The organism is Caballeronia sp. SL1002 (assembly GCF_057814995.1).
The window spans coordinates 1463285-1484197 of the sequence record NZ_JBYMUW010000002.1; the positions used below are offsets into that span (position 1 = coordinate 1463285).

At 62.1% G+C, this 20913-nt stretch carries 18 protein-coding genes; 2 read left to right on the forward strand and 16 right to left on the reverse strand.

Annotation, left to right across the window (positions count from 1 at the left end):
• Window positions 1–33: 33 nt before the first annotated feature.
• The 3 genes from AC3D25_RS09415 to ppsA all read right to left on the reverse strand — a co-directional run bounded on the left by AC3D25_RS09415 (window position 34) and on the right by ppsA (window position 3986).
• Complete coding sequence (locus AC3D25_RS09415; RefSeq protein ID WP_488888145.1) at window positions 34–972, reverse strand: SPFH domain-containing protein; 939 nt, start codon at window positions 970–972, stop codon at window positions 34–36.
• Between the two features lie 47 nt (window positions 973–1019).
• A complete protein-coding gene (locus AC3D25_RS09420) occupies window positions 1020–1448 on the reverse strand; it encodes an NfeD family protein (protein WP_488888146.1) in 429 nt (142 codons plus the stop codon).
• Window positions 1449–1568: 120 nt separating this feature from the next.
• A complete protein-coding gene (gene ppsA / locus AC3D25_RS09425; protein WP_488888147.1) occupies window positions 1569–3986 on the reverse strand; it encodes a phosphoenolpyruvate synthase in 2418 nt (805 codons plus the stop codon).
• 449 nt (window positions 3987–4435) lie between these two features.
• Here ppsA and ppsR point away from each other — a divergent pair, with 449 nt between their 5' ends.
• The gene (ppsR, locus tag AC3D25_RS09430) at window positions 4436–5254 is read left to right on the forward strand and encodes a posphoenolpyruvate synthetase regulatory kinase/phosphorylase PpsR (protein ID WP_488888148.1); all 819 of its coding nucleotides are present in this window, start codon (window positions 4436–4438) and stop codon (window positions 5252–5254) included.
• A gap of 710 nt (window positions 5255–5964) precedes the next feature.
• Window positions 5965–7104: an IS481 family transposase gene (locus tag AC3D25_RS09435; RefSeq protein WP_488888149.1), complete on the forward strand. Its 1140-nt coding sequence runs from the start codon at window positions 5965–5967 to the stop codon at window positions 7102–7104.
• Between the two features lie 626 nt (window positions 7105–7730).
• On the opposite strand, the gene AC3D25_RS09440 is transcribed toward AC3D25_RS09435, so the two are convergent.
• From AC3D25_RS09440 to frr, 13 genes are all read right to left on the reverse strand, one after another.
• The gene (locus AC3D25_RS09440; protein ID WP_488888150.1) at window positions 7731–8513 is read right to left on the reverse strand and encodes a TrmH family RNA methyltransferase; all 783 of its coding nucleotides are present in this window, start codon (window positions 8511–8513) and stop codon (window positions 7731–7733) included.
• A 19-nt stretch (window positions 8514–8532) separates the two neighbouring features.
• Complete coding sequence (gene rnhB / locus AC3D25_RS09445) at window positions 8533–9243, reverse strand: ribonuclease HII (protein WP_488888151.1); 711 nt, start codon at window positions 9241–9243, stop codon at window positions 8533–8535.
• Window positions 9243–10409: a lipid-A-disaccharide synthase gene (gene lpxB, locus AC3D25_RS09450; protein WP_488888152.1), complete on the reverse strand. Its 1167-nt coding sequence runs from the start codon at window positions 10407–10409 to the stop codon at window positions 9243–9245. Before lpxB ends, rnhB begins: the two co-directional genes overlap by 1 nt.
• 11 nt (window positions 10410–10420) lie before the next feature.
• Window positions 10421–11209: an acyl-ACP--UDP-N-acetylglucosamine O-acyltransferase gene (lpxA, locus tag AC3D25_RS09455; RefSeq protein ID WP_488888153.1), complete on the reverse strand. Its 789-nt coding sequence runs from the start codon at window positions 11207–11209 to the stop codon at window positions 10421–10423.
• Window positions 11210–11259: 50 nt separating this feature from the next.
• Entirely contained in the window at window positions 11260–11727 is a 468-nt protein-coding gene (gene fabZ, locus AC3D25_RS09460) for a 3-hydroxyacyl-ACP dehydratase FabZ (protein ID WP_488888154.1), read from the reverse strand.
• 191 nt (window positions 11728–11918) lie between these two features.
• Entirely contained in the window at window positions 11919–13025 is a 1107-nt protein-coding gene (lpxD, locus tag AC3D25_RS09465; RefSeq protein ID WP_488888155.1) for a UDP-3-O-(3-hydroxymyristoyl)glucosamine N-acyltransferase, read from the reverse strand.
• A 17-nt stretch (window positions 13026–13042) separates the two neighbouring features.
• The gene (locus tag AC3D25_RS09470) at window positions 13043–13576 is read right to left on the reverse strand and encodes an OmpH/Skp family outer membrane protein (protein ID WP_488888156.1); all 534 of its coding nucleotides are present in this window, start codon (window positions 13574–13576) and stop codon (window positions 13043–13045) included.
• A gap of 49 nt (window positions 13577–13625) precedes the next feature.
• The gene (gene bamA, locus AC3D25_RS09475; RefSeq protein WP_488888157.1) at window positions 13626–15938 is read right to left on the reverse strand and encodes an outer membrane protein assembly factor BamA; all 2313 of its coding nucleotides are present in this window, start codon (window positions 15936–15938) and stop codon (window positions 13626–13628) included.
• Window positions 15939–16015: 77 nt separating this feature from the next.
• A complete protein-coding gene (rseP, locus tag AC3D25_RS09480; RefSeq protein ID WP_488888158.1) occupies window positions 16016–17386 on the reverse strand; it encodes an RIP metalloprotease RseP in 1371 nt (456 codons plus the stop codon).
• Between the two features lie 19 nt (window positions 17387–17405).
• Window positions 17406–18617 carry a 1-deoxy-D-xylulose-5-phosphate reductoisomerase gene (locus AC3D25_RS09485; RefSeq protein WP_488888159.1) on the reverse strand — a complete coding sequence of 404 codons (1212 nt, stop codon included), beginning with the start codon at window positions 18615–18617 and terminating at the stop codon, window positions 17406–17408.
• A 10-nt stretch (window positions 18618–18627) separates the two neighbouring features.
• Window positions 18628–19440 (reverse strand): phosphatidate cytidylyltransferase, encoded by an 813-nt coding sequence (locus AC3D25_RS09490; protein WP_488888160.1) that lies wholly within the window; start codon window positions 19438–19440, stop codon window positions 18628–18630.
• Window positions 19434–20216, reverse strand: a complete 783-nt coding sequence (gene uppS, locus AC3D25_RS09495) for an undecaprenyl pyrophosphate synthase (RefSeq protein WP_488888161.1) — start codon at window positions 20214–20216, stop codon at window positions 19434–19436. Before uppS ends, AC3D25_RS09490 begins: the two co-directional genes overlap by 7 nt.
• A gap of 64 nt (window positions 20217–20280) precedes the next feature.
• Window positions 20281–20841: a ribosome recycling factor gene (gene frr / locus AC3D25_RS09500; protein ID WP_488888162.1), complete on the reverse strand. Its 561-nt coding sequence runs from the start codon at window positions 20839–20841 to the stop codon at window positions 20281–20283.
• Window positions 20842–20913: the final 72 nt, after the last annotated feature.

Consider the following 20913-nt stretch of genomic DNA (forward strand, 5'->3'; position numbering starts at 1 on the left):
CGTCCCTTTTTGCGTTCTGGCTGGCTGAAATGCTCAGGCCTTCTTGATCACACCGCCGCCGCCCTCGCCTTTAATTATCGTGAGCGCCGACGCGATCATCGAACTCATGTCCGACAAATTGCCCGGCACGATCAGCGTGTTGCCCTGCTTCGCCAGATTGCCAAACGCGCCCACATACTGCTCGGCGATTTTCAGGTTCACCGCTTCCATGCCGCCGGTCGACTGAATAGCCGCGCCGACCTTTTCGATCGCCTGCGCGTTCGCTTCCGCCACCGCGAGAATCGCCGACGCCTGACCTTGCGCCTGATTGATCTGCGCCTGGCGCTCGCCTTCGGACTTGTGGATCGCCGCTTCCCGCGCGCCCCACGCCAGATTGATCTGCTCTTGCTTACGGCCTTCGGACGCCGCGATCACCGCCCGCTTTTCACGCTCGGCGGTAATCTGCGCCTGCATCGCGTGGAGGATTTCCTTTGGCGGCGTCAGGTCCTTGATCTCGTAGCGGAGCACCTTCACGCCCCAGTTCGATGCGGCCTGATCGAGCGAGGTCACGATGCTGTGATTGATGTAATCGCGCTCCTCGAAAGTCTTGTCGAGTTCGAGCTTGCCGATCACCGAACGCAGCGTGGTTTGCGACAACTGCGTGATGGCGTAGACGAAGTTGCTCGATCCGTACGACGCCTTCATCGCGTCCGTGACCTGAAAATACAGCACGCCGTCCACCTGCAACTGCGTGTTGTCGCGCGTGATACAGACCTGGCTCGGCACTTCGAGCGGAATTTCCTTCAGCACGTGCTTGTACGCCACCCGGTCGATAAACGGCAGCACGATGGTCAGCCCCGGCGTGAGCGTCGCGTGATAGCGGCCCAGGCGTTCCAGCACCCATGCGTGCTGTTGCGGCACGATCTTGATCGTCTGCGCAGCGATCACGACCACGATCACCAGCAGAATTGCCCCGACAATTGTTACGTCCATGGCGTCACTCCTTTTTTAATCGCTGACCTGAGCGGATGCCGCTCGGCTCAGCGCTTCGCCGAGACCACAAGGCGGCTGCCCTGCATCGCGGTAATCCGATACCACTCTGCGCCCTCGGTTTCACCGGGCGCGAGTTCCACATCCCATTCCGCGCCGCGATACATCGCGCGCGCGTGACCGGCGTGCCACTGCACGACCTGCAGCGTCTCGCCGATATCCAGATTCACACCCGCATCGCGCGACGCATCGCGGCGTCTTGCGAGACCGAACCGCGAACGGCGCAGCACGACGACCGCAACCAGCGCGACGAGCGCCGCCGCCGCGAGTTCGACTGCGAGCGGCGCGCCCGACCAGTGCGCCAAACCACCCGCGATAAACCCGAGCGCGACCATCAGCATGTAGAACGTGCCGGTGAACAGCTCCATCACGATCAGCACGCCCGCCGCGATCCACCAGACATATCCGCTTGCGGCCATAGTTGCCTCCAGAACCTCAACTACAAACAAAAACACCCCGGAATATCCGGGGTGTTTATAGCACGGCGACTGCTTTCGAAACCTGCCCGAAAGCGGCGCCGCGTCGCCTTTGACAAAAGCTTACTTGTTCAAGGCTTTCGCCAGCGTCTGCCACGTCTCGATGATCGTATCCGGATTCAACGACATCGAGGCGATGCCTTCCTTCGCAAGCCATTCAGCCAGGTCCGGATGATCCGACGGACCCTGACCGCAGATGCCCACGTACTTGTTCAACCGCAGACACGTTTCAATCGCGCGCTTGAGCATGAACTGCACGGCGGGGTCTCGCTCGTCGAAATCGGCGGCGAGCAGTTCCATGCCCGAATCGCGGTCCAGACCCAGCGTCAACTGCGTCAGATCGTTCGAACCGATCGAGAAACCGTCGAAGAATTGCAGGAATTCTTCGGCGAGAATCGCGTTCGACGGCACTTCGCACATCATGATCAGCTTGAGGCCGTTCACGCCGCGCTTCAGGCCGAACTTCTCCAGCAACCCGACCACGCGTTCCGCCTGCTTCAGCGTCCGCACGAACGGCACCATGATTTCAACGTTGTCCAGGCCCATTTCCTCGCGCACTTTCTTCAGCGCGATACATTCCATCTGGAACGCTTCGGCGAAGTCTTCCGCGATGTAGCGCGACGCGCCACGGAAACCGAGCATCGGATTTTCTTCGTCCGGCTCATAGCGCGAACCGCCGATCAGCTTCTTGTACTCGTTCGACTTGAAGTCCGAAAGACGCACGATCACGGGCTTCGGATAGAACGCCGCCGCAATGGTGGCGATGCCTTCGGTCAGCTTGTCCACGTAGAACGCACGCGGCGACGCATGACCGCGCGCCACGCTTTCCACGGCCTTTTTCAAGTCCGCGTCGATGTTCGGATATTCCAGAATGGCTTTCGGATGAACGCCGATGTTGTTGTTGATGATGAATTCGAGACGCGCCAAACCGACGCCCGCGTTCGGCAATTGCGAGAAATCGAACGCAAGCTGCGGATTGCCGACGTTCATCATGATCTTGACCGGAATCTCGGGCAACGCGCCGCGCTGCACTTCCGTGACCTCGGTTTCGAGCAGACCGTCGTAGATCCGGCCTTCGTCGCCTTCCGCGCACGACACCGTCACCAGTTGCCCTTCCTTCAGCACGTCCGTCGCGTCGCCGCAGCCGACCACCGCCGGCACGCCCAGCTCGCGCGCGATGATGGCCGCGTGGCAGGTGCGCCCGCCGCGATTCGTCACGATGGCCGCCGCGCGCTTCATCACCGGCTCCCAGTTCGGGTCGGTCATGTCGGCGACCAGCACGTCGCCCGGCTGCACACGATCCATCTCCGACGGATCGTGAATCACGCGCACCGGACCCGCGCCGATCTTCTGGCCGATCGCGCGACCCGTGGCGAGCACGTTCGACTGGCCTTTGAGCTTGAAGCGCATTTCCGCCTTGCCGACGGCCTGGCTCTTCACCGTTTCGGGACGCGCCTGGAGAATGAAGATCTTGCCGTCGCGGCCGTCCTTGCCCCATTCGATATCCATCGGGCGGTCATAGTGCTTCTCGATGATCACCGCGTATTTCGCGAGTTCGATCACGTCTTCGTCCGTGATCGAGAAGCGGTTGCGCTGCTCGTGCGTCACGTCGACCGTCTTCACGCGGCCCGGCTCGCCCGGCTTCGTGAATTCCATCTTGATGAGCTTCGAGCCGATCGAGCGTCGGATGATCGGGTAGCGATCCTGCGCGAGCGTGGTCTTGAAGACGTAGAACTCGTCCGGGTTCACCGCGCCCTGCACCACCGTTTCGCCCAGGCCGTAGCTCGACGTGATGAACACGGCGTCCTTGAAGCCCGATTCGGTGTCGAGCGTGAACATCACGCCGGCCGCGCCCACGTCCGAGCGGACCATGCGCTGCACACCCGCCGACAACGCGACTTCGGCGTGCGTAAAGCCTTTGTGAACACGATAGGAGATGGCGCGGTCGTTGTAGAGCGACGCGAACACGTGCTTCATGCGATCGAGGACTTCCTCGATGCCGACCACGTTCAGATAGCTTTCCTGCTGACCGGCGAATGATGCGTCGGGCAAGTCCTCGGCGGTCGCCGACGAGCGCACGGCGAACGACAGTTCCTCAGGGGAGCTGTTTTGCAGCGTGACGAAACCGGCGCGGATGTCCGCTTCGAGGCGCGGCTGCATCGGCGCATCGACGATCCACTGGCGGATTTCCTTGCCGGCTTCCGCGAGCGCCTTGACGTCGTCGACGTCGAAGAGTTCGAGCCGCTTGGCGATGCGCTCGGTCAGGTTGTTGTGATGCAGGAAGTCGCGAAAGGCAAGCGCCGTGGTCGCGAAGCCCGTAGGCACGCGCACACCGGCTTCCGCTAGCTGGCTGATCATCTCGCCGAGCGAAGCGTTCTTGCCGCCGACGATATCCACGTCGGTCATTCGCAACTGCTCGAATGGAACTACATACGCCTGATCCTTTGCGACATCGTTCGCAACATTAACTGCGTTAGTCATACAAGCCCCTAAGGTGGAAGAAATTCACGATCATGCAAGTGGGCTCGATGCGGCGGCGCTCATTGGAAGCACGTACCGCAACCTGCATAACCTGTTTGATAAGCGATCGCGCGTCAAAATTGCGAATGCGCCGGAATTCACTCGAAAGTGTTACTTTCGGTATCGAAAACTCACAAAACTTGCCGTTTTAAGCGCAATCCGATCGTGAATTGTCCGCAATTGCTTATCGAACAGGTTGCCGCTATTCTACCGTGCCGGCTTGCGAAATGTTCCGGCCGAGTCAAGAATTGCGCACCTAAATGGCCCGCGCTTTGCGTGTTGAGTGCGCCGGCGCACACGTCGCGGCGCGCTGCGGCTTAAGTAGTCACTGAGTCAGTGAAACTTAGCGATTGACTCGAGCGCGTGTCGATTTGAGCACGTCCGTCCACTTCCGTTCCCTTCACACTCCGATGCCGCCTACCGTATTCATCGTTTCCGACGGGACCGGGATCACTGCCGAAACGTTCGCGCACTCGATCCTCTCTCAGTTCGATCAGAAATTCAGGCTCGTGCGCGTGCCGTTCGTCGATTCGAGCGAAAAGGCCTTCGCCACGCTCGAAAAAATCAACGAAACCGTATCGCTCGACGGTCGTCGTCCGATCGTGTTCACGACGCTCGTGGACAGCGAGTCGAACCAGATCCTCAAGCGCTCGAACGCGCTCGTGCTCGACATGTTCCAGACCTTCATCGAGCCGCTGGAACACGAACTGGACATCAAGTCCACGCACGCGATGGGCCGCGTCCACCAGAACGCGGACACCGAGGAGTACAAGAACCGGATCGAGGCGATCAACTTCTCGCTCGCGCACGACGACGGCCAGTCGAACCGCAATCTCGTCGATGCCGACGTGATTCTGGTGGGCGTGTCGCGCAGCGGCAAAACGCCGACGAGCCTGTATCTCGCGATGCAGTACGGCGTGAAGGCGGCGAACTATCCGCTGATCCCCGAGGATTTCGAACGCGGCAAACTGCCCACGCCGCTGCTCGATTACCGCGACAAGATGTTCGGTTTGTCGATCGATCCGCAGCGGCTCGCGGAAATCCGTAACGAGCGCCGACCGGGCAGCAAGTACGCCGCGCCGGAAAACTGCCGCTACGAGATCAACGAAGCCGAAATGATGATGAAGCGCGAAGGCATCAAGTGGCTGTCTTCGACGCATAAATCCATCGAGGAAATCGCGACCACGATCCTGCAGGAAATCAAGCTCGAACGACCTTCGTATTATTGAATGAGCCCACGGGGCTGACTCGGGGTGAGTTTGCTTATCTGCGGTTTGGGGGATTTGCAGCGTTCTCGGTTTGATCGCGCTCTTTTGCTTTTTATCGGTTAGCGCTTTTTGGGAGCTTGCTTTCGTGTGGGTCTATTAGGTCTTTTAGGTCTATTAGCGCTGCCCTGTGCGGGGCGGGCGGGTCTGGTCTGCTTGTGGTTTTGCTTTTGTTTGCGAGAGCTCTGGGAACTTGCTTTCGTGTAGGTCTGTTAGCACGCCGCTGTGCGCGGCAGCAGTCACTTTTTCTTTTGCCTAGCTGCAAAGAAAGTAACCCAAGAAAGCAGCACGGGATTCGGCGCCGTGGGGCGGCTTGAGGGTGGGTGGGTTACACCGTTTGATGTTCGGACGCTTTCTGGGAACTTAATTTCGTGTAGGTCTATTAGCACGCCGCTATGCGCGGCAGCAGTCACTTTCTTTGGCTAGCTGCAAAGAAAGTAACCAAAGAAAGCAGCACGGGATTTGGCGCCGTGGGCGGCTTGAGGGTGGGTGGGTTACACCGTTTGATGTTCGGACGCTTTCTGGAAACTTAATTTCGTGTAGGTCTATTAGCTCGCCGCTATGCGCGGCAGCAGTCACTTTCTTTGCTGCTGTGTACAGACCGGAGACATAGCTGACAGGTGTACGGAGACATGGTTGACACTTTCGGGTAATCGAACGCCCGAAATCCTCCCATGCCGTGGAACGTAAAAGACACCATGAGTCTCCGACAGGAATTCGTTCAACTCGCCACCCAACGGCGCGTGCCGTTCAGCGAGTTGTGCCGACGTTTCAACGTCAGCCGCCAGACCGGCTACAAGTGGCTTGCCCGCCACTCGACGCAAGGCCTTGAAGGTCTCGTCGATCGCTCGCGTCGTCCGCACAACAGTCCCGCGCGCTCACCCGATGAGATCGTCGCCGTCGTGCTCGACCTGCGCCGCGAGTACGGCTGGGGCGGACGCAAGATCGAGCGTCGTCTGCAAGATCTCGGCCACGCCAATGTGCCCGCACCCTCCACGATCACCGAGATCCTGCGCCGTCACGACCTGCTCCACGCGCCTGAGGACAGACCGCAGCGGCCCTGGCAGCGCTTCGAGCACGAGCATCCGAATGCGCTGTGGCAGATGGATTTCAAGGGCGATTTCCCGACCCTGGAGGGTGGCCGCTGTGCGCCGCTGACCGTGCTCGACGACCACTCGCGCTTTAACATCGTGCTCGCCGCCTGCGGCCGGACTACCACGGAAGTCGTGCAGACCGAGCTCAAGCGGGCGTTTCGCTGCTATGGGCTACCGTCACGCATCAATACCGATAACGGTGCGCCTTGGGGCTCCCCGAGTGCGCCGGGCCAGTTGACCGAGCTTGCGGTGTGGCTGATCAGACTGGGTATTCACGTGAGCTACAGCCGACCGTATCATCCTCAGACGAATGGCAAGGATGAGCGATTTCATCGGTCGCTGAAAGCTGAAGTGCTGGCGCGGCACGTGTTCACGACCCACGCCCACGTGCAGCAGGAGTTGGAACGCTGGCGACAGGTGTACAACACGCAACGCCCGCATGAGGCGCTGGACCTGGCGACGCCGGTGAGCCGCTACCAGCCCAGCCCGCGGACGATGCCCGAGCATCTGCCAGAACCGCAATACGGGCCTGCCGACGAGGTGCTGCGGGTCAATTCAAATGGCCTGGTGCGTTTTAGAGGCGAGGCGCTGCGTCTGTCGACTGCGCTCAAAGGGCTGTACGTGGCCGCACGTCCAAAGCACGACGAAGACGGCGTAATTGAGTTCTGGTTTGCCCATCAACGCATTGCAAAACTTGACCTGAAAGCAGCAAAACCCTGAACATCAGGTGTCAACGATGTCCTCGTACATGTGTCAACTATGTCTCCGGTCTGTACACAGCAGCAAAGAAAGTAACCAAAGAAAGCAGCTTATCCATCTAAGTGTCCACCACCCATAACCTTGCAGATAGGCACGCAGGCTGACTATGGCAACTCGCATTCGTTGGTATTGGCACAGCATCTGTCAGGTCCGTCCTCGCTGCGCTCGGACGACGGGCGTACCTACAAACCGGCGCTCGGTTTGGTTTATTCGGTTATGCCGTTCCGGCAGGCATTTATGCCTGCCGGGATGAATGAGCGGCTCCACTCTGTAGTGTGGTGCGATGGTCGAATCAGCTTGCGCACCACTCCCGGAAACCATTCGTGGTGGACACTTAGACGGACTAGCTGCTTTCTTTGGTTACTTTCTTTGCAGCAGCAAAGAAAGTGACTGCTGCCGCGCATAGCGGCGTGCTAATAGACCTACACGAAAGCAAGTTCCCAAGAAGCATAGGCAAACAAAAGCGAAGGGCGTGAGCAAACCAAGCCACGTGCAAGTTCCAAGAAGCGCAAGCAAACAAAACCAAAGCGCCAGCAAACCAACCGAGGACCATCCATCAACACAAGGCCCGGCAACACCGAACGAGCCTAGATACCGCGCTGCTGGCGGCACTGCTCGAAGAGACACACAGCGGCCGCGGCCGCCACGTTGAGCGACTCCATACCGCCCGGCTGGGGAATCGTCACCCGATGCGTAACGGCATCGCGCCACACCTGCGACACACCCGCGCCCTCGTTGCCGAAAACCCACGCAACCTGTCCCGACAAGTCGCACCGATCGAGCACGGTCGCGCCGTGCGAATCGGTGATGGTGACCGGCACGTCGAGCCGCGCAATCAGGCCGGCGGGCTCGATATCCTCGAAAATATTGAGCAAAAAGTGCGCGCCCATGGCGGATCGCAGCACCTTCGACGACCACGCGTAGGCCGTTCCCGGCATGCAATACACGGCGCCGACACCCGCCGCCGCCGCGCTGCGCAAAATGGAACCGACATTGCCTGCGTCCTGCACCCCGTCGAGCACGACACAGGTATTCGCGACGCGCGCGGGCTCGGCGGACTGAATCTTCTCCACCAGCAGCAACATGCCGACGCCGTGGACCACGCTCGAAAGCTGGCCGAAGAGTGCATCGGGCAGTGTCACGACGTGCGACGGATCGATACGCTCGACGATCTCCCGCGCTTCCGCGTGCTGCAACGCGCCCTCGGTCACGACGCAGGTTTCCGGCTGACCCGCGGCGTCCAGATACGCGCTCGCGAGATGCAAGCCTTCGAGCAACGCGTGACCGCTGCGGCGCTGCTGCGCCGTCGATCCGGCGAGCGCCTTCAGACGCTTGTAAAGCGGATTGTCCCGCGAGGTAATGGCTTTCACGAGGCGTTCACAAAGGGTTTTAGAATGCGCGCGCGTCGCGATCCTGCTCGGCGGTCGCCGCGTCGATCACCGCAGGCGCCACGGTGGGAAGCACGACTGGCAGCAGCACGATGCCAAAGCGCGCGTGCGCCTCGCGCACCGGCGCGAACGAGCGTCGATGATGCTCACACGGCCCGTGTTCGAGCAGCGCGGCAAGATGCTGCGGCGTGCCGTAGCCGGAATGCGCGTTGAAACCGTAGACGGGATGCGCGTCGTGAAGCTGCAGCAGCATGCGGTCGCGCGTGACTTTCGCGAGTATCGATGCTGCCGAAATCTGCGCGATGAGCGCGTCGCCGCCGATCACGGCTTCCGAGCGGATCGACAGTGTCGGACACCGGTTGCCGTCGATTTTGACGAGCGTCGGCGCGACCGAAAGACCTTCCACCGCGCGTTTCATCGCGAGCATGGTGGCGTGCAGAATGTTGATCGTGTCGATTTCCTCGACACTCGCCGATGCGACGCAGTAGGCGAGCGCGCGGTCGACGATCTTCTCGTAAAGTTCCTCGCGCTTTTTCGCGCTCAGCACCTTCGAGTCGTCCAGCCCCCGAATGCGCGGCTTGGCCGGATCGAAGATCACCGCCGCCGCGACCACCGGCCCGGCGAGCGGCCCGCGACCGGCTTCATCGACGCCGCAAATGACGTCGAACGGCGACTCGAAATTCAGCCCCGCCTGCTGGATCGCCTTCGGCATTAACGCGGCCTCCGGGTTTCGAGCACCGTCGCGACCGCTTCCGCCGCCCGTTGCGCCGTGTTTTGACGCAACGCCAGGTGCATTTCGGTGAAGATATCGGTCAGGGTACGGCGGTTTGCGTCGTCGTTCAACTGCGCGAGCGTGGCATCGGCGAGCGCTTCCGGCGTCGCGAAATGCTGCAGAATTTCCGGCACCACGAAGCGCCCGGCCAGAATGTTCGGCAAGCCGACATACGGCAGATAACCCTGGCGCTTCATGATCTGGCCCGTGAGCCAGGGCACCTTATACGAGATCACCATTGGCTTTTTCAGCAGCGCGGCTTCCAGCGTGACCGTCCCGCTCTTGACCAGAATCGCGTCGGCGGCGGTCATCGCGGTTTGCGCGCGGCCGTCGGTAATGGTGAGCGCGAGATTCGGATGTGCGTCGACGAGCGGCTGCAGCAGTTCGCGCAACGCCGGATTCGCCGCGGGCATCAGGAAACGCACGCCCGGCTCGCGAAGCTGCATCAACTCCATGGCGTCGAAGAACGTCGGACCGATCAGCGCGATTTCCGAGCGCCGGCTGCCCGGCAGGACCGCGATAATCGGCCCGCCTTCGGCCAGCCGGAGTTCGCGCCGCGCGCCCGCGACATCCGGTTCGAGCGGAATTTCGTCCGCGAGCGGATGGCCGACATACGTGGACGCGACGCCCGCCTTCTCCATCAACGCGGTTTCGAACGGAAACACGCACAGCATGTGATCGACGGCCTTCACGATCTTCTTGATGCGACCGCCGCGCCACGCCCAAATCGACGGACAGACGAAATGCACCGTAGGAATGCCCGCTTCGCGCAGCGGCTGTTCCAGCCCGAAATTGAAATCGGGGGCGTCCACGCCGATAAACACCGACGGCGGATCGGCGAGCAACTGCCGCTTGAGTTCGTTGCGGATACCGAGAATTTCGGGCACGTGCCGAAGCGCCTCGACATAGCCACGCACGGTGAGCTTGTCCATCGGCCAGTGCGCGTCGAAACCGGCGGCTGTCATGCGCGGGCCGCCGATGCCGCTGTACTGCGTGCCGGCCGGCAGCCGCTCGTTCAGGCCGCCGAGGAGCGAAGCCGCCAGCAAATCGCCGGAAGGCTCGCCGGCGACCATCGCGATGCGCAAGGGAGTGGGTAGCAGCGTCATCTAGGCGGCGATCAGCGGATGATGCCGCGCTGCGACGCGTCGATGAAATCGGCGAACGCCGTGACCGGCGCATCGCCGTCGCCGCCCGCCGCAGCCAGTTCGCGCAGTTGCACTTTGGCTTCTTCCAGCGTGAGACTGTTTTTGTACACCACGCGATACGCCGAGCGCAGCGCGGAAATCGCTTCCGCCGTGAAGCCGCGACGTCGCAGACCTTCGATGTTGATCCCGTGCGGCACGGCCTTGTTACCGGCCGCGATCACGAACGGCGGCACGTCCTGCACGAGCGCCGAAGCGCCGCCCAGCATGGAGTGCGCGCCGATCCGCACGAACTGGTGCACGCCCGACATGCCGCCGACGATCGCGTGATCGCCGACGATCACATGGCCCGCCAGTTGCGCGTTGCTCGACATGATGATGTTGTTGCCGAGGCGGCAATCGTGGCCGACGTGCACGTAGGCCATGATCCAGCAGTCGTCGCCGATGCTCGTGAGGCCCGCATCCTGCGTCGTGCCGGTGTGGATGGTCGTGAATTCGCGGATCGTGTTGCGGTCGCCGATGGTGAGCCGGGTCGGCTCGCCCTGGTATTTCATATCCTGCGGCCGACCGCCCACCGACGCGTAATGGCCGATCCGGTTATCGCGGCCAATGCTGGTATGGCCCTCGATCACGCTGTGCGACCCGACCGTCGTGCCCGCGCCGATGCTGACGTTCGGGCCGACGATCGCGTAAGGGCCGATTTCAACGGATTCATCGAGTTGCGCGCCCGGCTCGATGATCGCGGTAGGGTGAATCTTGCTCATGCGCCCTCGCCTTGTGTTCTGTTTTCGTGTTTCCCGAGCCGTTCGGCTCGTTACTTCGCGTCAGGTTCCGTGCTTTTCACGGTGCACATCAGTTCGGCCTCGGCGGCGACCGCGCCGTCCACTTCCGCGCGCGCCTTGAACTTCCAGATGCCGCGCATGTAGCGCTCGAACGTGACGTTCAGGATGAGCTGATCGCCCGGCTCGACCACGCGCTTGAACCGCGCGCCGTCGATCCCGACGAAGTAATACAGCGTCGTTTCCGGATCGCTCGGCTGTTCGGCGAACGTGAGGAGCGCCGCGGTTTGCGCGAGCGCTTCCAGAATCAGCACGCCCGGCATGACCGGACGCGTCGGGAAGTGACCCTGAAAATACGGCTCGTTGATCGACACGTTCTTAAGCGCTTTGATGCTCTTGTGCGGCTCAAGTTCTAGCACGCGATCCACGAGCAGGATCGGGTACCGATGCGGCAGCAATGTGAGGATCTTGTGGATGTCGAGGTTGATTTTTTCGGTGCTCATAGTCGTTCTGCTCGCGCGCTGACAGCGCGGGTGTTGACTGCGGGACGCGCGAGGCGCCCCGCCGGGATGCTGGAATGGTGGGACGGCCGGCTCTTGGCACGGCGCGCCCGTCTCCTGCCTGGTTGGCCTGTTGCCTTTTCGGCTTATGCCTTGTTGGCGTACAGCTTGGTCGTGCCTGCCTCGAATACTTGCTAGCTTTCCTGCTTCAAGTGCGCGTCGCCTTCGCCGCGCTCGGCGGCGGCGGCTTCCAGCGCCTTGATGCGGTCCCGCAGTTTATCGAGATTGCGCACGATCGCCGCGCTTTTGTTCCAGTCCGCGTGGTTCACGGCCGGGAACGCGCTCGTGTACATGCCGGCTTTCGTGAGCGACTTCGACACGCCCGACTGCGCGGTGACGATCACGTAATCGGCGAGCGTCACGTGCCCCGCAATGCCCACCGCACCGCCGATCATGCAATGGCGGCCGATGGTCGTGCTGCCCGCGATGCCCGCGCACCCGGCGATGACCGTGTACGCGCCGATGCGGCAGTTGTGGCCGATCTGCACGAGATTATCGATCTTCACGCAGGTTTCGATGACCGTGTCGGCCATCGCGCCGCGATCGATCGTGGTGTTCGCGCCAATTTCGACGTCCTCCGCGATATCGACCGCGCCGACCTGCGGGATCTTCACCCAGCTACCGGTGCGCGCATCGCCTTCGCCGGTGAAATCTGGCGCGAAACCGAAGCCGTCCGCGCCGATCACCGCGCCCGCATGCACGATCGCGCGCGCGCCGAGCTTGCAGCCGTAGTACACGGTGACGTTCGGATACAGATGCACGTCGTCGCCGAGCTTAACGTTCCGGCCGATCACGACGCCCGCGTCGAGCCGCACGCGCTCGCCGATCACGGCGCCCGCTTCCACCGTCACATGCGGGCCGATCACGGCGCTCGCCGCGATTTTCGCCGACGCGTCGATGAACGCGCTCGGATGCACGCCCGGCGCGATTTTCGGCGCGGCGAGATCGATAAATGCCTGCGCGACGCGCGCGAAATAAGCGTAAGGATTCGGCGTGACGATGAAATTACGACCTTCGCGTGCCGTGACTTTTTCGAGATCGGCGGGCGAAATCAGCACCGCGCCCGCGCGGGTCGTCTCGACCTGCGACAAGTATTTTTGGTTTGCCAGGAACGCGAGTTGTTCCGGCCCCGCCTGATCGAGCGGCGCGAGGCCGCCCACGCGATGCGTTGCTTCGCCGGCGATGTCGCCGCCGAACCGTTTGACGAGTTCGGCGAGCGGGATAGCAATGCCAGATGCCATGCCTGTTGCGCTCCTGATCAGTTCGCGCTGGCGGCGGCGAGCGCCTTCAGCACCTGATCGGTGATATCGATACGCGGGCTCACGTAGACCGCTTCCTGCACGATCAGGTCGTAATGCTGCTGTTCCGCGATCTGTTTGATGACCTTGTTCGCCCGGTCCAGCACCGCCGCGAGTTCCTCGTTGCGGCGCTGGTTCAGGTCTTCCCGGAATTCACGCTGCTTGCGCTGGAAATCGGCATCGAGCTGCGACAGATCGCGTTGGCGTGCCGCGCGGTCGGTCGGCGACATCGACGGACCGTTCTTGTCCATCGAGTCCGACATCGTCTTCAGGCGCTGCGCCATTTCCTGCAGCGCCTTGTCGCGTTTCGAAAACTCCAGTTCGAGCTTGGCCTGCGCGGCCTTCGCCGCCGCCGATTCGCGCAGGATGCGGTCGGAATTGACAGCTGCAATCCGGGCTTCCTGAGCGTCCGCCGTGGCGACGCCCGCGAGGCCGAGAGTGATCGACAGCGCAAGCGCCAACGCCACCTGTTTCGAGAGCTTACCGGTTCGCAAAGTCTTCCTCACGTTGCTAAATTGCAGAAACGAGTTGCAGAGCGCCACGTTAGAACGCCGTGCCGATCTGGAACTGGAATTTCTGGTACTGGTCGCCTTCATGCTTCTGCAGCGGGAAACCCAGGCTCAGCTTGAGCGGGCCGATCGGCGAGATCCACGCGAGACCCACGCCGTAACCATAGCGCAGACCGTTCGCGCCGCTGCTCGTGCCGCCCTGACCCGGATCACCCCAGACGTTACCGCCATCGAGGAAGGTGAAGATGCGCAGCGTGCGGTCGTAGCCCGTGCCCGGCAACGGGAACGTCAGTTCGACGTTACCCACGGCCATGCGCGAACCGCCGATCGGGTCGTTCGTCTTGGCGTCGCGCGGACCCAGCGAGCTCGGTTCATAGCCACGGACCGAGCCGATACCGCCCGCGTAGTAGTTCTTGAAGATCGGATACGTCTGACCCTTCAAGCCCTTGCCGTAACCGCCCTGCAAGTTGAAGCCCAGCACGAAACCGCGCGCGAACGAATAGTAATACTGGAATTGCGCGTCGAACTTCGCGTAGGTCGTGCCGCCGAGCGGCGTGCCGTACTCGGCGTTCGTCTGCGTGAAGTAACCGCGGCTCGGAACCAGCGCGCTGTCGCGATTATCACGGGACCAGCCCACCGTCAGCGGAACGTTGTTCACCACGCGGCCGAACTCGTTCACGTAGTCGATATAGCTTTGCGGCGTATTCGAATCGACGTCGAGCGTGTTCTGCTCCAGACCCGCGCCGAAATACACCGTGTCCTGTTCCGAGAACGGGATACCGAATTTCAGGTCGCCGCCCATCGTCACGATCTTGAAGCTCGAATCGGTCGAGTAATACAGCGGCTGATACGTGCGGTAATACAAATCGGTAATGCGCTTGATACCGTCGATCGTGAAGTACGGATCGACCTGCGTCACCGTCAACGTGCGGTAGGTCTTCGCCGTGTTGACGTTGACCGCGAGGCTCGTACCGGAGCCGAACACGTTGTCCTGCGAAACGCCCGCCGACAGCACCACCTTGTCGGTCGACGAAAAGCCCGCGCCCAGCGTGATCGCGCCGGTCGGCTTTTCGGCCACCTTCACGTCGACGTCCACCTGGTCATTCGTGCCTTCGACCGGAATCGTAGTCACATCGACATCGGTGAAGTAGCCGAGACGATTCACGCGATCTTTCGACAGCGCGAGACGGCTCGAATCGAACCACGAGCTTTCGAGCTGGCGCATTTCGCGGCGCACGACTTCGTCGCGCGTCCGCGTATTGCCGTTGATGTTCACGCGGCGCACGTAGACGCGGCGGCTCGGGTCCACTTGCAGCGTGAGATCGACCGTGTGGTTGGTCTGGTCGATGGCCGGCTGCGCGTTCACCTGCGCGAACGCGTAACCGTATTCGCCCAGTTTGTCGACGACGGCCTTGGTCGTAGCCTGCAGCTTCTCAGCCGAGAAACGCTCGCCCGGTTTGATCTTGATCAGCTTGGTGAGTTCGGCTTCGCGGTCGAGCAGATTGCCGCTCAGCTTGATGCTCGAAATCTTGTACGGCTCGCCTTCATGCAGCGTGACCGTCAGGTACATGTCCTTCTTGTCCGGCGAAATCGACACCTGCGTGGAGTCGATATTGAATTCGAGATAGCCGTGATTCAAGTAATACGAGCGGACGTTCTCGAGGTCGCCAGTGAGCTTTTCCTTCGCGTACAGATCGTTCTTCGTGTACCAGGAGAACCAGTTCGGCGTGGACAACTGCATTTCGTCGCGCAGCGTGCTCGTGCTGACCGCGTTATTGCCGATGAAGTTGATCTGACGGATCTTGGCGCTCGGACCTTCCGCGACCGAGAACAGGATGGACACGCGATTGCGGTCCACCGGCGTGACAGTGGTCGTGACTTCGGCGGCGTAGAAACCGCGCGTCAGGTACTGACGTTTGAGTTCCTGTTCGGCTTTATCGACGAGCGCCTTGTCGTACGAACGGCCTTGCGAAAGCCCGACGGAGCGCAGCGCCTTCGTCAGGTTGTCCTTGTCGAATTCGTGGAGACCGGCGAACTCGATTTGCGAAATGGCCGGGCGTTCCTGAACCTGGACCACGACGACATTGCCTTGCGTCGCGATTTGAACGTCGCTGAAAAAGCCGGTTGCGTAGAGTGCGCGAATGGCTTCGGACGCTTTGTCGTCGGTGAACGTTTCGCCTTGCTTGATCGGCAGATAAGCGAAGACCGAGCCCGGTTCGATGCGCTGAAGACCGTCGATCCGGATATCCTGCACGACAAAAGGCGTTGTCGCGTGTGCCGCCATGCCAGTTGCGGCGAGTGCCGCGGCTACCGCCGATTTAGGAACAAAGCGATGAGGTTTGAACAACGTGCTTCCCCAGTGTGTATAGCTGCATCAGGTCCGGCGGTCCCTCAGGAGACGCCGCCAGACATTGTGAAAATGGATCAAAAACGGATCAGGCGAGCCAGGTCGTTGAAGAGTGCAATTGCCGACAATGCGACGATGCAAACGAGGCCCGCCCGTTGAAGAACCAGCTGCCAGCGATCTGATACGGCCTTGCCGGTAATGGCTTCAACCAAATAATATAACAGATGCCCACCGTCCAATACCGGAATGGGCAACAAGTTCAACACCCCGAGACTAATACTGACAAGTGCGAGAAACGATAAAAACGCGGATAGTCCGAGCCGCGCGCTTTTTCCTGCGTAATCGGCGATGGTCACGGGTCCGGACAGATTCTTGAGCGAAGCCTCGCCGACGATCATCCGGCCGAACATACGCAGCGAGTACATGCTGATGTCCCACGTGCGATTCACGCCGAGCCGCAGGCTTTCGACCGGCCCGTAACGCACGTCCACGGTCGGCACCTGATTGGCGAGCGACGCGCCGATCCGGCCGACTTCCCGGCCGCTGTCCGCATCGCGGCGCAGGTCCGGCACGACCGTCACGATGCGCGCGTCGCCGTTGCGCTCCACGGTGAGCGCGACCGGCTGACCGGGATGCGTCTTCACGAAATCGATGAAACTCGTCGGACTGCCAATTGCATGTCCGTTGATCGCGCGCAACTTGTCGCCTGCGACAAGCCCGCTCTTTTGCGCGGCGCTGCCCGCTTCGACGCCCGCGACCGACAGCGTTCCACCGCCCGGCATGAAGCCGAGCGTGTCCATGAAATCGTGTTCGGCGTCCTGATCGGTGATGCCCGCGACGTCGAGCGGAAAGTCGAACGTGCCGTCCTGATTCTTCGCGGTCAGCACGACGCGCCGGTGATCGAACGAGGCGTCGAGCAGTTTCCAGCGCAGGTCCGACCACGAGCGAATCGGCTCGGCATCGCCGCCGCGTGCATCGCGCATCGACACGACCGTTTCGCCGCCCTCGAAACCCGCGCGCGCGGCCGCGCTTTCCGTAGCCGGCGTGGCGATAACCGCCGCCGGCTCCGTCACGCCGCCCGCGAACACGACGGCGAACAGCAAGATGGCGAGGATGAAGTTGGCCGCCGGACCGGCCACGACGATCGCAATGCGCTTCGCGACCGGCTGACGGTTGAACGCGCGCGGCAGGTCTTCCGAGGCGATCTCGGCGTCCGTCTCGCGCTCGTCGAGCATCTTCACGTAGCCGCCGAGCGGTAGCGCCGCGATCGTCCATTCGACGCCCGTTTTCTTGCTCACCCAGCGCACGAGCGGGCGGCCGAAGCCGACCGAAAATCGCAGCACTTTCACGCCGCACCACCGCGCAACGCTGTAATGGCCGAATTCGTGCACGACGACGAGTACGCCGATCGCGACGATGAACGCTACGATTTCAGTCAGGAAGTTCATGGGCGGCTCAGAAGGAGTTTCAGTGAGCAGCGGGCTGCGGTTGCGGCGTGGCAGTCGGCATGCCGATCGTATCGACGAAACCCGTCGCCAGACGGCGCGCTTCGGCGTCGGCGGCGAGCACGGCGTCGAGCGTCGCCGCGCTCGTGTTCGGCAGTGCATTCAGGACGCGCTCGACCACGTCACCGATCGCCATGAAGCCGATCCGGCGCTGCAGGAAAGCCTCGACGGCGATTTCGTTCGCCGCGTTGAGCGCCGTGCTCGCGATCCCGCCCGCCTCCAGCGCCTTCAGCGCGAGCGCGAGACACGGGAAACGGCCGAAATCGGGCGCCTCGAACGTGAGCGTGGCGACTTGCGCGAGATCCAGTTGCGCGACGCCCGATTGCACGCGATCCGGGAACGCGAGCGCGTGGGCGATCGGCGTGCGCATGTCGGGATTGCCGAGTTGCGCGAGCACCGAGCCGTCGGCGTAGGACACCATCGAATGGATCACGCTTTGCGGATGAATCAGCACCTCGATGCGCGAGCCGGGCAGATCGAACAGCCAGTGCGCCTCGATGACTTCGAGCCCCTTGTTCATCATCGTCGCGGAATCGACGGAGATCTTGCGGCCCATCGCCCAGTTCGGATGCTTGCAGGCTTCATCGGGCGTGACGTGCACGAGGCTCGCTGGATCGCGGGTGCGGAATGGGCCGCCCGACGCGGTCAGCACAATTTTTGATACGCCGCCGTGCAGCGCCGCTTCGCGCGGCAGGCACTGGAACACAGCGTTGTGCTCGCTGTCCACCGGCAGCAGGACGGCGCCGTTGTCGCGCACGGCGTCGATGAAGATCTGGCCCGACATCACGAGCGCTTCCTTGTTCGCGAGCAGGATGCGCTTGCCGGTCCGCGCCGCGGCCAGCGTGGGTGCGAGACCCGCCGCGCCGACGATCGCGGCCACAACCGTATCGCACTGCTCGGACGCGGCCGCATCGACGAGCGCCTGCGGGCCGTGGCTCACTTCCGTCTTGCAGCCGGCCGCGCGCAATGCGGTTGCGACCCGCGCGGCAGTATCCGCGTCGCCGACCACGGCAATTTCCGGCTGGAAGCGCAGACATTGGGCGACCAGTTTGTCGCCGTTGCGGTGCGCAGTAAGCGCGTAGACCGAGAACCGGTCCGGATGCCGCGCCACGACGTCGAGCGTGCTCTCGCCGATCGACCCCGTAGAGCCGAGCAAAGTCAGACGTTTTTGCATAAATCCTTCTTTAGCCGAGCAGCAACAGTGCAATCGGCAATACAGGCAACAGCGCGTCGATGCGGTCGAGAACGCCGCCATGACCCGGCAGGAGACCGCTCGAATCCTTGACGCCCGCCTGGCGCTTCAGGAGCGACTCGAACAGATCGCCGATCACGCTGAACGCGACCAGCACCGTGAGCGCGATAAACGCTTTGAACCAGCCGAGATGTTCCACGAAGGCCGAGAACACCGTCGGCGCAAAAACTTGCGTAGCCGCCGCGATCGCACCGACGACCAGCACCGCCGCCCAGCCGCCCGCCGCACCCTCGCGCGTTTTGCCGGGGCTGATCGACGGCGCGAGCTTGTGGCGGCCGAAAGCTTTTCCGGCGAAGTATGCGCCTATGTCGGCGAGCCAGACGACTAGGAGAAGCGAGAGGACGAAAGGCACGCCCACGGTACGGGCCGCGACCAGCGCATGCCAGCACGCGACAAACACGACGACGCCGGCCACCGCGAGGAAAATGCGCCACGCACCCGCGCCCAGCGTGGGTTTGCGGGCCAGCGCAAAAGGACCGGCGAGCACCCAGAAGATGGCTGCGGCCTGAAACAGCGCACGCGGCGCCATGCCGAAGTAATTACTTCCGACCAATGCCAGTGCCGCGATCAGCGCATAAACCACCGGCCCCGCGCCGCCGAAATTGAGCAGCCGCGCCCATTCCCAGGCCGCGAACACCACGACGAACGCAATCAGCGCTCCAAATGCACCGACCGGCGCGAACAACGTGATCGGCAGAAGAACAGCCAGTAGCACGATTGCCGTGATGACACGGGTCTTTAGCATGAAAGGGAATCGACCTTCTGCGTCTGATTTTCCAGTTGTGCGCTCGTGCGCCCGAAGCGGCGTTCGCGCTCGCCATACGATTCGATCGCACGCGACAAAGCGTCGGCATCGAAATCGGGCCAGTAGATATCGGTGAAATAAAATTCGGTGTAGGCAAGTTGCCACAGCAGAAAATTGCTGATGCGCTGCTCGCCGCCGGTGCGAATGAAGAGATCCGGCTCCGGCGCGTAGGCCATCGCGAGATGCTGGGCGAACGATTCCTCGCTCACCTCGACCGCGCGCCCCTGTTCCGCCGACTGCTCGGCGAGCTTGCGGGTCGCCTGCATGATGTCCCAGCGGCCGCCGTAATTGGCCGCGATGGTCAGCGTGAGACGCGTGTTGCGCGCCGTTTTGGTCTCGGCGCGCTGGATCAGCGCGCGAATGCGCTCGTCGAACATCGAGGTATCGCCGACCACGCGCAGACGGATGCCGTTTGCGTGCAAACGGCCGATTTCGCGTTCCAGCGCCGTGACGAACAGACGCATGAGAAACGAGACTTCCTCGGTGGGACGACGCCAGTTCTCGGAACTGAATGCGAACAGCGTGACGTATTGGACGCCGCGACGCGCGCAACTTTCGACGGTCGCGCGCACGGCATCGACGCCGCGCGTGTGACCGGCGACGCGCGGCAGGCGCCGCTGCGTCGCCCAACGGCCATTGCCGTCCATGATGATCGCGATATGGCGCGGCACAGCGGCGACATCGGGCACGCGAACGGTAGAGCTGGTATAGGTCATGGCCGCTGAATCAAATAATCGACAAAGTGAAGCGCCAGCGCGACTTAAAAGATCGGTAGCGATCTTAAACCGTCATGATTTCGGCTTCTTTCGACTGAACCAGCTTGTCGATTTCCGCGACGAATTTGTCGGTGAGTTTCTGGACGTCGTCGCTCGCACGGCGCTCGTCGTCCTCGGAGATTTCCTTGTCCTTCGTCAGCTTCTTGAGCTGTTCGTTGGCATCGCGGCGCAGGTTGCGCACGGCGATCTTGGCCGTTTCGCCTTCGCTCTTCACGACTTTCGTGAGTTCGCGGCGGCGTTCCTCGGTCAGCGCAGGCATCGGAACGCGGATCAGGTCGCCCTGATTGGCGGGATTCAGGCCGAGATCCGAATCGCGGATCGCCTTTTCGATGACCGGCACCATTTTCTTTTCCCACGCCTGAACGCCGATCGTGCGCGCATCGACGAGCGTCATGTTCGCGACCTGGGAAATGGGCACGCTGGAGCCGTAGTAATCGACCTGGATATGATCGAGCAAACCGGTATGGGCGCGACCCGTGCGGATCTTGGCGAGGTCGCTCTTGAACGCCTCGATCGACCGCTGCATCTTCTGGTCGACGCCCTTTTTAATGTCAGCCACACTCATTTAAACCTCCGAACCTTGGTTGCTCGCGATGCGGGCGTTCCCGGCGCGGGCCCGTCGGGGCGGCGCCGTGCC